General features: G+C 63.9%; 18 protein-coding genes and 1 tRNA gene. 6 read left to right on the top strand and 13 right to left on the bottom strand.

Annotated elements, in window-relative coordinates:
* Positions 1-72 precede the first annotated feature (72 nt).
* A complete protein-coding gene (locus RMR04_RS03235) occupies positions 73-993 on the bottom strand; it encodes an N-formylglutamate amidohydrolase (protein ID WP_311912942.1) in 921 nt (306 codons plus the stop codon).
* A gap of 261 nt (positions 994-1,254) precedes the next feature.
* On the opposite strand from RMR04_RS03235, the gene cpdR reads away from it, so the two are divergent.
* From cpdR to RMR04_RS03220, 3 genes are all read left to right on the top strand, one after another.
* Entirely contained in the window at positions 1,255-1,614 is a 360-nt protein-coding gene (gene cpdR, locus RMR04_RS03230) for a cell cycle two-component system response regulator CpdR (RefSeq protein WP_054143348.1), read from the top strand.
* A gap of 128 nt (positions 1,615-1,742) precedes the next feature.
* Positions 1,743-1,817 (top strand) — tRNA-Val (locus tag RMR04_RS03225).
* Positions 1,818-2,069: 252 nt separating this feature from the next.
* Positions 2,070-2,249: a hypothetical protein gene (locus tag RMR04_RS03220; protein ID WP_311912941.1), complete on the top strand. Its 180-nt coding sequence runs from the start codon at positions 2,070-2,072 to the stop codon at positions 2,247-2,249.
* A 49-nt stretch (positions 2,250-2,298) separates the two neighbouring features.
* Here the strand turns inward: RMR04_RS03220 and RMR04_RS03215 are convergent, their stop codons facing one another.
* The 5 genes from RMR04_RS03215 to RMR04_RS03195 form a co-directional block, all read right to left on the bottom strand.
* Positions 2,299-2,658, bottom strand: a complete 360-nt coding sequence (locus RMR04_RS03215) for a response regulator (protein ID WP_311912940.1) — start codon at positions 2,656-2,658, stop codon at positions 2,299-2,301.
* Positions 2,659-2,749: 91 nt separating this feature from the next.
* Positions 2,750-3,487: a flagellar type III secretion system pore protein FliP gene (fliP, locus tag RMR04_RS03210; protein WP_410492193.1), complete on the bottom strand. Its 738-nt coding sequence runs from the start codon at positions 3,485-3,487 to the stop codon at positions 2,750-2,752.
* On the bottom strand, positions 3,484-3,996 hold the full coding sequence (locus tag RMR04_RS03205) for a flagellar basal body-associated FliL family protein (RefSeq protein ID WP_311912939.1): 513 nt from the start codon (positions 3,994-3,996) through the stop codon (positions 3,484-3,486). Before RMR04_RS03205 ends, fliP begins: the two co-directional genes overlap by 4 nt.
* Entirely contained in the window at positions 3,996-4,700 is a 705-nt protein-coding gene (flgH, locus tag RMR04_RS03200) for a flagellar basal body L-ring protein FlgH (protein WP_311912938.1), read from the bottom strand. The genes RMR04_RS03205 and flgH overlap by 1 nt, the downstream gene beginning before the upstream one ends.
* Positions 4,697-5,038 (bottom strand): MotE family protein, encoded by a 342-nt coding sequence (locus tag RMR04_RS03195; RefSeq protein WP_311912937.1) that lies wholly within the window; start codon positions 5,036-5,038, stop codon positions 4,697-4,699. Before RMR04_RS03195 ends, flgH begins: the two co-directional genes overlap by 4 nt.
* Positions 5,039-5,084: 46 nt before the next feature.
* On the opposite strand from RMR04_RS03195, the gene RMR04_RS03190 reads away from it, so the two are divergent.
* Positions 5,085-5,261: a hypothetical protein gene (locus RMR04_RS03190; protein WP_311912936.1), complete on the top strand. Its 177-nt coding sequence runs from the start codon at positions 5,085-5,087 to the stop codon at positions 5,259-5,261.
* A gap of 194 nt (positions 5,262-5,455) precedes the next feature.
* Here RMR04_RS03190 and flgI read toward each other — a convergent pair whose 3' ends face one another.
* The 7 genes from flgI to RMR04_RS03155 form a co-directional block, all read right to left on the bottom strand.
* Positions 5,456-6,577, bottom strand: a complete 1,122-nt coding sequence (flgI, locus tag RMR04_RS03185) for a flagellar basal body P-ring protein FlgI (protein WP_311912935.1) — start codon at positions 6,575-6,577, stop codon at positions 5,456-5,458.
* Positions 6,577-7,041 carry a flagellar basal body P-ring formation chaperone FlgA gene (flgA, locus tag RMR04_RS03180; protein WP_311912934.1) on the bottom strand — a complete coding sequence of 155 codons (465 nt, stop codon included), beginning with the start codon at positions 7,039-7,041 and terminating at the stop codon, positions 6,577-6,579. Before flgA ends, flgI begins: the two co-directional genes overlap by 1 nt.
* 12 nt (positions 7,042-7,053) lie before the next feature.
* A complete protein-coding gene (gene flgG / locus RMR04_RS03175) occupies positions 7,054-7,842 on the bottom strand; it encodes a flagellar basal-body rod protein FlgG (protein ID WP_311912933.1) in 789 nt (262 codons plus the stop codon).
* Between the two features lie 172 nt (positions 7,843-8,014).
* Positions 8,015-8,353 (bottom strand): flagellar hook-basal body complex protein FliE, encoded by a 339-nt coding sequence (locus RMR04_RS03170; RefSeq protein ID WP_311912932.1) that lies wholly within the window; start codon positions 8,351-8,353, stop codon positions 8,015-8,017.
* Complete coding sequence (gene flgC, locus RMR04_RS03165) at positions 8,353-8,772, bottom strand: flagellar basal body rod protein FlgC (protein ID WP_311912931.1); 420 nt, start codon at positions 8,770-8,772, stop codon at positions 8,353-8,355. The genes RMR04_RS03170 and flgC overlap by 1 nt, the downstream gene beginning before the upstream one ends.
* 38 nt (positions 8,773-8,810) lie before the next feature.
* Positions 8,811-9,191, bottom strand: coding sequence for a flagellar basal body rod protein FlgB (flgB, locus tag RMR04_RS03160; protein WP_311912930.1), 381 nt, complete (start codon positions 9,189-9,191; stop codon positions 8,811-8,813).
* 172 nt (positions 9,192-9,363) lie between these two features.
* Positions 9,364-10,038, bottom strand: a complete 675-nt coding sequence (locus RMR04_RS03155) for a response regulator transcription factor (RefSeq protein ID WP_311912929.1) — start codon at positions 10,036-10,038, stop codon at positions 9,364-9,366.
* A gap of 412 nt (positions 10,039-10,450) precedes the next feature.
* Here RMR04_RS03155 and RMR04_RS03150 point away from each other — a divergent pair, with 412 nt between their 5' ends.
* Both RMR04_RS03150 and flgK read left to right on the top strand, forming a co-directional pair.
* On the top strand, positions 10,451-11,719 hold the full coding sequence (locus tag RMR04_RS03150; RefSeq protein ID WP_311912928.1) for a flagellar hook protein FlgE: 1,269 nt from the start codon (positions 10,451-10,453) through the stop codon (positions 11,717-11,719).
* Positions 11,720-11,780: 61 nt separating this feature from the next.
* A complete protein-coding gene (gene flgK / locus RMR04_RS03145) occupies positions 11,781-13,259 on the top strand; it encodes a flagellar hook-associated protein FlgK (protein ID WP_311912927.1) in 1,479 nt (492 codons plus the stop codon).

Genomic DNA, 13,259 nt, shown 5'->3' with positions numbered 1-13,259 from the left:
CGGCCGTCGGCGATTTTTTATTTCGCATCGGCCTGCTCCGAAAACCGCGCCCCATTTTTCGGAGCCGATGCTCTATTCGGCCGCCTCGCGCCATTCGTCGAGCCAGCCGCTCCAGCGCGCGAAGCAATCCGCCATCGCCGCGGTCACGCCCCGCTCCAGTTCCACAAAGCCGGCATGCGGCTCCAGCGTCGCCTCGTTCATGTAGAGCGCGCGGTTGACCTCGATCTGCAGCGCGTGCACGCCCGAGGTCGGCGCGCCGTAATGCTCGGTGATGAAGCCCCCGGCATAAGGCCGATTGCGCGTAACGCTCAGGCCCAGCCGCCGGAAGGCCTCCTCGGCGATGTCGACGATATAGCCCGAGGCGCTGGTGCCGAAGCGATCGCCCAGGATGACGTCGGCCTTGGCGAGCCCGTCGCGATCGAGCCCGCTCGACGGCATCGAATGGGCATCGACCAGGATGCAGGTGCCGAAGGCGCCATGCGTGCGCTGGATCAGACTGCGCAAGCCGGCGTGATAGGGCCGGTAGAGCGCATCGATCCGCGCCAGCCCCTCCTCGACCGGGATGCGGCCGAAATAGATCTCATGCGCATCGCCGACGATTCGCGGAATCGTGCCGAGCCCACCCGCGACCCGCATCGAGCGCGTATTGGCGAAGGCCGGCAAACGGCCGTCGAACATGCGCGGATCGAGCTCATAGGGCTCGCGATTGACGTCGAGAAAGGCGCGCGGGAACTCGGCGACCAGCAGCGGAGCTCCAAGCGCCACGGCCTGGGCGAAGAGCAGGTCGATATAGGCGTCCTCGGAGCGGCGCAGGCTGCGCAGCGGCAATCGCGCGCCCTCGACGAAGGCCTTGGGATAGCGCCGCCCAGCGTGGGGCACGTCGACCACCACGGGCACGACCTGCAGCGCCGGCTGATGCAGCGTGAAGGGCCGCTCGATCTCGGCGACGACATCCTCGGGATCGGCTTTGAAGAAGGCGGTTGGAGAGCTCATGTCGCCGAACTGAAGCACACAAAACGGCGCGGTAGAAGCATTACCCGCGCGGCTGTTTAACCAAGACCGGATTCACGCGTTGTTTACCATGCGCATGCCTTATAGAAGTACATGGTTCCAAGCCTGCAGCCGGCCGGCTAACCCGGCTGCTCGCCGGCCCGGGATATGGCGCAGGCGCCAGACACTACGACCGGATGGAAACCGCCGCGCCCGGCGGCCTTCATCCTGAGACAGGCCTTTCGGGACGGACATAGCAGGCCCATGACGAAGATACTTCTCGCTGAAGACGACAACGACATGCGCCGCTTCCTGGTCAAGGCCTTGCAGAATGCGGGCTATGACGTGGCCTCGTTCGACAACGGCCTCTCGGCCTATAACCGCCTGCGCGAAGAGCCCTTCGAGCTGCTCCTGACCGACATCGTGATGCCGGAGATGGACGGCATCGAATTGGCGCGGCGCGCCACCGAGCTCGATCCCGATATCAAGGTGATGTTCATCACGGGCTTCGCGGCAGTCGCCTTGAACCCCGATTCGCAGACGCCCAAGGATGCCAAGGTGCTGTCCAAGCCCTTCCATCTGCGCGAGCTCGTCAGCGAGGTCGAAAAGCTTCTGGCGGCTTGACGCTTTTGCAGCTCAAGCGGCTTGCAAGGCGCCGCATGAGCCGCTATAGCCGCACACCTCGCAACATGGTCAGCCGGCAACGGTGACACCCTGTTCCGGCGGCCGCGACGTATCCCGACGCGGCAGACGGGCGCGTAGCTCAGCGGGAGAGCACTACGTTGACATCGTAGGGGTCACAGGTTCGATCCCTGTCGCGCCCACCATATGAAGCCCTTGAGATACAGGGACAAAAGGCCGCCTCGAAAGGGCGGCCTTTTTGCTTTGAGCCGGAAGCGGCGCGAAAATCGGAGCCTCGATTCGCACGAGCGCGCCGCCGCAGCGACGGTCCATGCGAGCTGGATGGCGCAGTTCTGCGCGCATCCAGGAGAATCCGCCGGCATCCTTTTTGCACGTCATCGTCTTCGTGAAACTGACATCGAACGCAGGCTATGAGCCCGCGATCAGTGGAGTTGCCGATGACCTTGCAGCAACGCGTGCGCATTCACACCGAAGACGACCACGAACGCGCCACACAGCGGATCGACGAGATCGCGCATGCCTCGCCGGGCTCGCGCGAGGAGGCCGAGCTCCTCGCCTTGCTTGAAGCGGTCGAGCGCTGGGAGAGCCATCAGGACTGCTGGTCGGATTGGCTTTGACGGGCGACTGCCGACGCAAGCCCCGCCATCGACGCCCCTGTTCTCGCCCTCAGCCCTGATAGCGGGCGACGATGCCGAGCAGTGTCGATGGTTCGAAGGGCTTGACCATCCAGGCGCTGGCGCCGGCGCGGCGGCCTTCCGCCTTGATCTCGGCGCCGTTCTCGGTGGTCAGCATGATGATCGGGATGTTCTGCCCCTCGGGCCTCGCCCGGCAGGCGCGGGTGAACTCGATACCGTCCATCAACGGCATGTTGAGGTCGGTGATCACCAGATCCGGCTTGAACTTGTCGAAGGTCGCCAAGCCCTCCTCGCCATTCTCCGCCGCCGCCACGTCATGGCCGGCATTGCGCAATGTCAGGCAGAGCAGGCTGAGCAGGGTCTTGGTGTCGTCGATGGCCAGGATCTTCATTCACCTCACTCCAGAACGGGCGCGCTTCGATGACGCGCCGGTCATCTGATTTGGACAGCCACGGAACAACTCGGACATCTCCCCCGGCTGCCTAGGAAAACGATCTGACCAATCCGCCGATCAGGAGATTCCAGCCGTCGATCAGGACGAAGAAGATCACCTTCAGGGGCAGCGAGATCACGGTCGGCGGCAGCATCATCATGCCCATCGACATCACCACCGTCGCGACGATCATGTCGATGACGAGGAACGGCAGGGCGATCAGGAAGCCGATCTCGAAGGCGCGCCGCAATTCCGAGATCATGAAGGACGGAATCAGGATCCGCAGATCAACGCTCTGCGTCGGGTCGGTCGGCCGGATGCTTTGCGGTGCGATATCGGCGAAGAGGCGCAGATCGGCCGGGCGGGTCTGCGTCAGCATGAAATCCCGAAACGGCTCGGTGATCTTGGTATAGGCCTCGCCTTCGCCGATCTTGTTCTCGACCAGCGGCAGGACGCCGTTCTGCCAGGCCTTGTCGAAGGTCGGCGCCATCACGAAAAAGGTCATGAACAGGGCCAGGCTGATCAGGATCAGATTGGCCGGCGTGCTCTGCAGGCCGAGCCCCGAGCGCAGGAACGACAAGGCGATCACGAAGCGGCTGAAGCTCGTCACCATCATCAGCAGCCCGGGCGCGACCGAAAGGATCGTGAGCATCGCCACGATCTGCACGATACGGCCGGAGGCCGAGGCCCCGCCCGGGGGCAACAGCCCGTCGAGCCCGAGCGACTGGGCACCGGCGGTGGCGACCCCGGCCAACAGGAAAATGAGCGTCGCGGCTGACTTGATCACTGGACGACCAGGGTTTCGATGATGATGTCGCGGACGAGGCCTTTCGAGCGCACGGCGATCCGCTCTGTGAGGTCCTCGCGCAGATTTCGCAGACCCGCGGCGCCCTCCATCTGCCGCGCCGTGACGCTGCGCAGGAAGGCCAGGATATCCTCGGTGATGGCGCCGATCAGCGGCTCGGCGCTCAGCGCCGCCTTCTGTTCCAACACCAGCGCCGCCTCGATGCGCACCCAGGCATTCGCCGGTGCGGCGAGATTGGTCACGATCGGCGCGAGCCGCTTGAGCACCAGGCCACCGGCCAGCGCAGGATTGACGCTGAGATGAGGCGAGGCCTCCTCCATCCGCTTCATCACGGTGGTCTCGACCGTGCCGATGACGCGGGTGCCCCAAAGCGCGCCGGCGCCGGCCGCGAGCAGGGTCAGCAGCACGGTCGGCACTGCTGCCCGCAGCGCCGGCAGGGAGCGTCTGGAGCGTTTCCGGCCGGCCGGCAGTTTGGGCTTGGGCGCGGCCATCAGAACGGCATGACCCGGTCATAGACCTGATGGCCCCAGCCCGGCTGCTGCACCTCCATGCCGCGACCGCGGCCGCCATAGGAAATCCGCGCCTCGGCGATCTTGTCATAGGAGATCGTATTCGTGCCGGTGATGTCGCGCGGCCGCACCATGCCGGCGATGTTGAGGACGCGCATGTCGTAGTTCACGCGCACCTCCTGCGAGCCGTTGATCATCAGATTGCCGTTGGGCAGGATTTCCGTGACGACGGCGGCGACGGAGAGATCGACCTCCTCGGAGCGGTCGGTCAGCCCCTTGCCGCGCGACGAGGATTCGGAATTCACATTCGAGTTGAGGTTGGCCGAGCTCGAACTGCCGCCGAAGGCGGCGAGGAAATCGAGCCCGAACTTGGCGACCGAGTTGCGCGAGCGGTCTGAGTTGTTGTCGAGCTTGGCTTTGTCCTTGATCGAGATGCGTACCGTGACGACGTCGCCGAGCTTCATCGCCCGGGTGTCGCGGAACAGATCCTCGCTATGGCGCGTGTAGATCGAGTTGAACGAGACATCGACCGGGCGGCCCGATTGCTGGCCGACCGGAATCGCTTCGCGCGGCGTCGACAGGCCGCTGCCGACGCGGGACAATTGCGGTTCGCGGTTGAGTTCGGCCAGATCTTGCGAGCAGCCGCCGAGCGTGACGGCACAAGCCGCGAGGATGAGAGCCTTCATCGGGTCTGGACTCCGGTTGTTGGCGTTCTGTTGGCGGGCGCACGGCGGCCGCCCAGGGCTTCGGCGAGTTGGGCCGCGCGCGCGGCCTCCATTTCGTTCAGCACGGCGCTGGCCGTGCGCGGCGGCAGCTTGCCCAGGAGCGAGACGGCCATCGCCTCATCCATCGCTGCCAACTGCAGCGCCGCCGCCTCGGGGCGCATTCGCGCGAAGATCTCGGTGATGCGCGTTTCGGTCTGCTGGATTTCGGCATCGCGCTTGGCGGTCAGGGCCTCGAGCTCGGCTTTGCGCTCCTCGAGCTTCTTGAGCGTGTCGGTCAGCTTGGCTTCGAGCGTCTTCAAAGTATTGGCCTGCCATGCAAAACGGGCCTCGGCCGCGGAATCGCGGATGCTGGCGCAGAAATTCGCAGCGTCGGAGGTCCCCGAGGCCGCGGCGGGTGGCGTCGTCCTCGGCGTCTGCGCCTGTGAGGCCAGCGGCATGCCGGCCGACGCCAGGATGGCGACTGACAGCAACGGACCGCCCAGAGACTTCCTCAGCAGCATTACGAGCAACTCGCTTGAATGATATGATGAGATTATCGGGCGCGATGCTTTCGCGGGGCTGACCTCGACGAAGGCGAGCCGGCAGAATCCAAGAAAAACGCCGGGATCAACAAGTGATCCCGGCGCTTCCCAAGCATGTAGCGAAGCTAGAGCATTGCGCGAAAAAGTGGGTACCGGTTTTTCGCAGGAGCAATGCTCTCAACCCCTGGAATAGATCTATTGAACGACAAGATCTGCCTGCAGGGCGCCCGCGGTCTTGATCGCCTGAAGGATCGCAATGATGCCGGCAGGCTTCAGCCCGATCTGGTTGAGACCCCGCATCAGCGTATGCAGGTTCGCTCCATTGATGATGGCGAGCCGGCCCGTTCCCCCTTGCGTCGCCGTGACCGTGGTCCGGGGCACGACGACCGTCTCGCCATTACTCAGCGGCTCGGGCTGCGACACCGTCGGCGTCTCGGTGACGCGGACGGTGAGATTGCCATGCGTCACGGCAACGGTGGAGATCTTGACGTCGCGGCCGATCACGACCGTGCCGGTGCGCTCGTCGACAACGACGCGGGCGGGAGAATCCGGCTCCAGCGTCAGGCGCTCGATCTCGGCGATGAAGCGGGTGGTCGAGAGATTGACCGGCCGTGTCAGGCTGATGGTGCGGTGGTCGAGCGCGAAGGCGACGGTCGATTTGTAGCGCTCGCGGCTGAAGGCGTTGATCGCGCCCGCAACCCGCTCGGCCGTGGCGAAATCCGGGTTGCGCAATTCAAGCGACAGGACATGCAGGCTGGCGAGCTGGTCGGCCACCTGGCGCTCGACCAAGGCGCCGCCCGGAATCCGCGCTGCCGTGGCGACGCCCTGCGTCACTCGCTCCGCCTCGCCCTGGACCGAGAAGCCGGAGACATTGAGCCGGCCCTGGGCCAGCGCATAGGTCTGCCCGTCGGCAGCGAGCAATGAGGTCACCACGAGCGTGCCGCCGAGCAGCGAGGTCGCATCGCCCATCGAGGCGACGCTGACATCGATGCGGCTGCCGCGCCCGGCGAAGGGCGGCAGGTCGGCCGTCACGATGACCGCCGCGACATTGCGGGTGCGCAGCGTGCTGTTGCGGACATTGACGCCGAGCCGGTCGAGCATGGATTGCAGCGCCTGGCCGGTGAAGGGCGAATTGCGGACGCTGTCGCCCGTGCCCTGCAGGCCGATCACCAGGCCGTAGCCCACGAGCTGATTGTCGCGCACGCCCTGGAGCCCGGCGATATCCTTGATCCGGACGGTCGCCCAGGCGGGAGTGGCGCCATGAGCTACCATCATGAGCGCGCAGAGGAAGGCGACGCATCTCGACCGGAACGCCATCATTCGCCTCCGACGCGGATAGTGCCGTTGGCCTGGACGACGCCGATCACCGTCAGGCCGGTATCGGGGTTGCGCGCCTTCACCATCTCGTTGACCGAAGCCGATTGCAGCGGCTCGACGATGCCTGTGATCACCATCTCGCTCTCGCGGAAGATGACCTGCGTTGGCACGCCGCGCCGCACGACCTTCGCATCGTCCACCGCATTGCTCGGGATCGGCTGGCCCGGCAGCAGGGTGCGGCGCGCCACCTTGCCGACAAGCGCCAGGCGGTTGTCGACCGACACCCGCATCGCCTGCCTGAAGGCGCGGTCGATCAGATGGGAATCGGTGATGACGTCGCCGGGATAAAGCGTGACGACGGGCACCGGCAGCATAATGTCGCCGGGCGCCGCCTGCGCGCAGCTTGCACCCAGGCAGAACAGGGTGGCGGCCAGAAGCGATGATCGCGCCGGAACTCGGGTCATGGCTGGGCTTCCTTACCGGATGCCGGTGGAGACGGTGCCGGCCATCTGGTCGGCGGCGGTGATCACCTTGGCGTTCATCTCATAGGAGCGCTGGGCCGCGATGAGCGCAGTGATCTCCTTCACGGGATCGACATTGGACGCCTCGAGATAACCCTGGCGCAGCTTGCCGAAGCTGGTGCTGGCCGGCGTGCCGTCGACCGGCTGGCCCGAGGCCACGGTCTCCCGGTAGAGATTGCTGCCCAGCGGTTCCAGGCCAGCATCATTGGCGAAGTTGACCAGCGTGATCTGGCCGAGCTGCCGCGGCTGGACCTCGGTCGGGATCTTGGCCAGCACCAACCCGGATTCGTTGATCGTGATGTCGGTCGCATCGGCCGGAACACGGATAACGGGGTCGAGCAGATAGCCATCGGCCGTGACGATGTCGCCATCGGCATTGGTGTTGAAGGTTCCGGCGCGGGCGTAGAGCGTCTCGCCTTCGGGCGCCGTGACCTTGAACCAGCCGCGGCCGTCAATGGCGAGGTCGAGCTTGTTGCCGGTCTGGGTCAGCGCGCCCTGGATGTGCAGGTTGCGGATCGCCGCGGCGCGCACACCAAGACCAAGCGAGGCGCCTTCCGGAATCGAGCCGTCGCCGCCGCGATTGGGCACGCCGCGCGAGCGTTCGGTCTGGTAGAGCAGATCGGTGAATTCGGGCCGCGCACGCTTGAACGAGGTCGTGTTGATATTGGCGAGGTTGTTGGCGATGACCTCAACATTCAACTGTTGAGCGCTCATTCCCGTCGCGGCGATGGCAAGGACTTTCATGGGATTACTTTCATGGGATTGGCTCCTCGGAGTCTGTTTTGAAACTCGCTCCGGTGAGTTGGCTGGCGCGGATTTCGAGAACCGGAGCGCAGCGGACTTCATGTCCGTGAGCACCGGAAGCGCAGAAAGCCGCGTCGGACGGCCTCCGGAGTAGAGTTTCGGGACAGACTCCTCAGATCGCCATGTGGATGAATTCTTGGTAGGCGGAGACGACCTTGTCGCGCATGGCCATCGCCAGCTGCAGCGACTGCTCCGCCGACATCACCGCCTGGACCACGTCCTGGACGGCAGCCTTGCCCTGGACGCCGGCGACGGCTGCGGCCTCGCCCTGCGCCAGATTGTCGACGAAGCCCTGGGTGACGCTCGCGAAGACCGAGCCGAAGTCGGCGCCGGGAGCCTGGGTCGCGGCCTCGGCCGGAAGGCCCGGCCGGACGGCCGAGGCGGCAAGGCTCTGCAGCCCCTGCCCGATTTGGCCCGCGACCGGGGCAAGCGCGGAAATTGCGTTCAACATCAGCCGTTCCTCAGCAGGTCGATCGTCATGGATTGCATCGAGCGCGCCTGCTTGATCACCTGCAGGTTGGCCTCGTAGGAGCGATTGGCCTCGCGCATGTCGGCCATTTCGAGCAGCATCGAGACGTTGGGCATTTTGACGTAGCCCTTCGCGTCGGCGGCCGGATGGCTCGGCTCGAACTCGACGCGGAAGGCCGATTTGTCGACGCCGACGCCCTTGATCTTGACCAGAGCCGCGCCGAGCGCGCGGTCCATGGTGTTCTCGAAGGTCACGGTCTTGCGCCGGTAAGGATCGGCGCCGGCGGTCTTGCCGGTCGACTGCGCGTTGGCCAGGTTTTCGGAGACGACGCGCACACGCGTCGACTGGGCCTGGAGGCCGGCACCGGCGATGCGGAGCGATGCGTCAATAGGGTCGATCATGGTCTAATCTTGCCTTTTCAAGCTTAAATCCAACCGGTTCAGCTCTTGACTGCGGTCATCATCATGCGGTGGAAGCTTTTCACGAGGTTCGTCATCAGCGAGTAGTTGCGGCTGATGTCGCCGGCCTTGAGCATTTCCTGTTCGAGGCTGACCGAATTGCCGGAATGGACAACCGACCAGCTCTCGCCCTTGCGCTGCTTGGCCGTCATGGTCTCGGCCGGCGTCGTGGTGATGTGGTTTGGCGATGTCGCCGCCACCGAGAGCGTGGTTTTCCTGACGATGGCGTCGAAAGGCTCGACATCGACCGCTCCGTAGCGCGGCGTATTGGCGTTCGCGACGTTCTGCGCCACGGCGTTCTGTCGAACGGCAAGCCAATTCGCTTTTTTGGCGGCAATATCGAAGAGGTAAATCGGCTCCACCTGGGGCGCTCCCGAAATCGTTGCAATGCAACAATACGAAGCGTTACTTGTGCGAAGCTGTTGTTGTGGATTTTAGGGAAAACATCAGCTCAAATTGAGCTTACGGCGACACCAAGCCAAAGCGTTTTGGCTTCATCGCGGGACGCCGGCCTCAAGGTCGGCGCCCGAAAGGTCAGAGTATCGTATAACCGAGGTAACGCTTGGAATCGATCGGATCGTGGCCAAGTCTAGCGCGAAGTTTCTTCCGCAGCTTGCTCACATGGCTTTCGACGACGGCCTCATCCACTTCCGCGTCGAACAGGCCATAGACCGCGTTGAAGACTTGCGTCTTGGTGACCCAGCGTCCGCGATTGCGCATCATGAATTCGAGGATGCGTCGCTCGCGGCGCGGCAGCATCATGACGTCGCCGCCGACATCGGGATCACGCCCGTCGAAATACACCGTGATATCGCCACGGTTGATCTCATCGTCCGTGGAGCGTCGCTTGTCGGTCCGGCGCTGCATCGCATGGACCCGCGCCAGGATTTCGCGGATATGAACCGGCTTGCGAACCACGTCGTCGACGCCGGCGGCGAAGAGCTCGAGGGTCTTCTCGAGTGAGGTCGCCTCGTTCATCGCGATGACCGGAGCCTGCGAGCGGCGGCGGATCATCATGGGAAAACTTGCGCGACCTTCACAATCACCAAGAAGGAAGGCCTCGACATTCTTGATATGGTCGGCAGGCGTATCCTCGACCCATTCCTGGAAACGGGATGGCGAGAAGCCGATTGATGGCACGCCCTCGCCGGTGAAGAGGGATTGATATCCCTCCGTCACCAAAGCTCGATCATCGACAACAATATACATCGACACCCCCCAGCGTCAGGTTCAGCCCGCCTCACAGGAAGCAGGAACAATATCAGATTGTGTGTCGGAATGTTGCTCGTCAATATAATATTGCTGCGACGCAAAACAACAACAACGCTGCGAAAACCCCAAATGAATATCCAGATACGTATTTATTTAGTTCGATAAACGAATAATTAAGCATGCGCGATTCTCGCGTCGCCGCGACCAAGCGACCCGACTGTGGGAGAGCCTCCGCCGGAAGGCACCAGGGCCGCGCAAAAGCGGATCTATTATATAAAGAGAGGAACTCAGTATAATTCTCGTCTGCGCGATGAGAAATTTATTAAAGATTTACAAGAAACAAGACGAAAGCTCCACACAAGCAACTCATTGCGTAATGCCATTCGAGATTTGAGCTTGGAGAGTGGCAATGAGCATTTTCGGCATCATGCGAACCGGCGTGTCCGGCATGGCGGCGCAGGCAAGCAAGATGAGCGCGGTCGGCGACAATATCGCCAACGTCAACACCACCGGTTACAAGCGCGCCTCGACGGAATTCTCCTCGTTCATTTCTCAGGGAGGCGCCGGCGAATACAATTCCGGCGGCGTTTCAACGACCTCCCGCTACGCCATTTCCAACCAGGGCGTGATCATGGGGACGACCTCCACCACCGATCTCGCCATCAACGGGGAAGGTTTCTTCGTCGTCTCCGATGCCGGCGGCACGCCTTATCTGACCCGCGCCGGCGCCTTCGTCGAGAATGGCGACCATGACCTGGTCAATTCGGCCGGTTTTTACTTGATGGGCTACCCGATCACCAACGGCAACGTCTCCGTGGTGGCCAACAGCCTGGACGGGCTGCAGCGCGTCAATTTGGCCAACATCGCCTATGAGGCGAACGCCACCACGAGCGGAACGCTCAAGGGCAATCTTAACTCCAACGCGACGGTCGTCGCGGCGGGCAGCCTGCCGTCCGACAACGTGGCGGGGAGCACTTATTCCAGCAAGGCGTCGATCGTGACTTACGACACCTTGGGCAACAAGGTCTATCTCGACGTCTACATGACGAAGACCGGCACGGGGCCCGATACATGGCAGGCCGCGGTCTTCGCGAAGGCCGACGCCAACGCCACCACCGGGGGTTTCCCTTACGGCGCGGCCGGGTCGGCTCCCCTGGCAACGGCAACGCTGACCTTCGACGGCGCGGGCCAGTTGACGACCTCGCCGGCCACGGTCGGGGTCGCGATTCCAGGCGGCAGCACGATGACGCTCGATTTCGGCGCGACCTCCCAGGTCGCGACCGATACGAACATGGAGCTCGCCGTCGACGGAAACGCGCCCAGCGCCGTGGATAGCGTCGACATCGCCGCGGACGGAACGGTCTACGCCGTGTTCGAGAACGGCAACCGCATCGCCACCTACAAGATCCCGCTGGCCACGGTGCCCAGCGTCGACCAACTCACGCCGCTATCGGGCAATGTCTATGCGGTCAGCCAGCTGTCGGGCGACGTCATCGTCGGTTTCCCGGGAAGCGGCGGCCTCGGCTCCATCAATTCCAAGGCGCTCGAACAGTCGAATGTCGACCTGGCGACCGAGCTGACGGCGATGATCGAGTCGCAGCGCAGCTACACCGCCAATTCCAAGGTCTTCCAGACCGGCTCCGAACTGCTCGACGTCCTGGTCAACCTGAAGCGCTGAGCTGCGGCCAAGAATACCAGACGACAAGAATACGAGACGAAGAATAACGGAAAGCAATCCAATGAGCCTGTCATCCGCCCTGAACGTGGCCCAGTCGTCGCTCTCCGTGACCGGACTGCAGACCGCCGTCATCTCGCGCAATGTCGCGGGCGCCGACAGCGACTATTACAACCGCAAGAGCGGCCTCGTGGTCACGACCTATGGTGGCGCGGTGAAGGTCGCCTCGATCGGCCGCACGATGAACACCGTGCTGTTCACCAACAAGCTCAGCGCGACCTCCACGACCTCCGCCCAACAGGCGATCGTCAACGGGCTCGACCAGCTCGAAGCCACGGTGAACGATCCCGAGCTCGACCAGTCCGTCGCCGCCAAGCTCGGCAGCCTCAACAACGCGCTGCAGCAATATAGCATCACGCCCGACGATCCTTTGCTGGCTCAGAATGTCCTGAGCGGCGCCGACGCGCTGGCCCGGGCGCTCAACCAGGCCAGCGACACGGTCAGCGGCGTCCGCGAGCAGGCGGATGCCGACATGGCCGCCGGCGTCGACCGCGTCAACGGCCTCCTCTCCGAGTTCGAGCAAGTGAACCGGGCGATCGTCAAGGGCACTCAGGCCGGCTCCGACATCACCGACCAGCTCGATTCGCGCGACCGCATCCTGTCCCAGCTCTCGGAGGAGATCGGCATCAGCGTCTCGACCCGCTCGGGCAACGACATGGTGATCTACACCGATAGCGGCGTCACCTTGTTCGAGACGACGCCGCGCAGCGTGACGATGGCGCCGAGCTATGCCCTCAGTGCCGGCACTGCGGGCAACGCGGTCTTCATCGACGGCGTCGCCGTAACCGGCACCAACTCCGTGATGCCGCTGAAATCCGGTCAGATCTACGGCTCCTCGGTCATCCGCGACGATGTCGCTGTGACCTATCAGAACCAGCTCGACGAGATCGCCCGCGGCCTGGTCGAGGCCTTCGCGGAAAGCGACCAGGGCACGCCAGCGACGCTGCCGGACCAGGCCGGCCTCTTCACCTGGCCCGGCGGCCCGGCGGTTCCGGCGACGGGCACCGTCTCGCCGGGCCTGGCGGCTTCGATCCGCATCAACCCGAATGCTGATCCCACCCAGGGCGGCGATCTCGACCGTCTCCGGGACGGCGGCATCTCCGACCCATCGAACCCCAACTACGTCTACAATTCCAGCGGCGCGGCCAGCTATTCGGACCGGATCCAGGGCCTGCTGACCGCCCTGGCGGCCGATCGCTCCTTCGATCCGGCGGCCAAGGCCGACCCCAGCACCAGCCTGGCCGGCTTCGCCAGTTCCTCGGTCGGCTGGCTGGAGGCGCAGCGCCAGTCCAGCACCACGACGCTGGGCTACCAGAAAGCCTTGCTGGACCGCACCTCAGAGTCCCTGTCGAACGCCACCGGCGTCAACATCGACGAGGAGATGACGCTGATGATGGAGCTGGAGCGCTCCTACAGCGCTTCTTCGACCCTGATCACGACGATCGACAAGATGCTGAATTCGCTGCTCGAGGCTGTGAGGTGA

It is taken from the genome of Bosea sp. 685, from assembly GCF_031884435.1.
In the GTDB taxonomy this organism is placed as follows: domain Bacteria; phylum Pseudomonadota; class Alphaproteobacteria; order Rhizobiales; family Beijerinckiaceae; genus Allobosea.
The sequence above is the reverse complement of the archived record's forward strand: the minus strand, read 5'-3'. Positions and strand labels throughout refer to the sequence as shown.

Coding starts and splice junctions, on each gene's coding strand:
- RMR04_RS03215 (WP_311912940.1), bottom strand. CDS start 2,658: ATGAAGATCCTGGCCATCGACGACACCAAGACCCTGCTCAGCCTGCTC.
- RMR04_RS03150 (WP_311912928.1), top strand. CDS start 10,451: ATGAGCATTTTCGGCATCATGCGAACCGGCGTGTCCGGCATGGCGGCG.
- flgA (WP_311912934.1), bottom strand. CDS start 7,041: ATGACCCGAGTTCCGGCGCGATCATCGCTTCTGGCCGCCACCCTGTTC.
- flgC (WP_311912931.1), bottom strand. CDS start 8,772: ATGATCGACCCTATTGACGCATCGCTCCGCATCGCCGGTGCCGGCCTC.
- flgG (WP_311912933.1), bottom strand. CDS start 7,842: ATGAAAGTCCTTGCCATCGCCGCGACGGGAATGAGCGCTCAACAGTTG.
- flgK (WP_311912927.1), top strand. CDS start 11,781: ATGAGCCTGTCATCCGCCCTGAACGTGGCCCAGTCGTCGCTCTCCGTG.
- RMR04_RS03205 (WP_311912939.1), bottom strand. CDS start 3,996: ATGGCCGCGCCCAAGCCCAAACTGCCGGCCGGCCGGAAACGCTCCAGA.
- flgI (WP_311912935.1), bottom strand. CDS start 6,577: ATGGCGTTCCGGTCGAGATGCGTCGCCTTCCTCTGCGCGCTCATGATG.
- RMR04_RS03170 (WP_311912932.1), bottom strand. CDS start 8,353: ATGTTGAACGCAATTTCCGCGCTTGCCCCGGTCGCGGGCCAAATCGGG.
- cpdR (WP_054143348.1), top strand. CDS start 1,255: ATGACGAAGATACTTCTCGCTGAAGACGACAACGACATGCGCCGCTTC.
- RMR04_RS03220 (WP_311912941.1), top strand. CDS start 2,070: ATGACCTTGCAGCAACGCGTGCGCATTCACACCGAAGACGACCACGAA.
- RMR04_RS03190 (WP_311912936.1), top strand. CDS start 5,085: ATGCTGGCGCAGAAATTCGCAGCGTCGGAGGTCCCCGAGGCCGCGGCG.
- flgH (WP_311912938.1), bottom strand. CDS start 4,700: ATGAAGGCTCTCATCCTCGCGGCTTGTGCCGTCACGCTCGGCGGCTGC.
- RMR04_RS03155 (WP_311912929.1), bottom strand. CDS start 10,038: ATGTATATTGTTGTCGATGATCGAGCTTTGGTGACGGAGGGATATCAA.
- RMR04_RS03235 (WP_311912942.1), bottom strand. CDS start 993: ATGAGCTCTCCAACCGCCTTCTTCAAAGCCGATCCCGAGGATGTCGTC.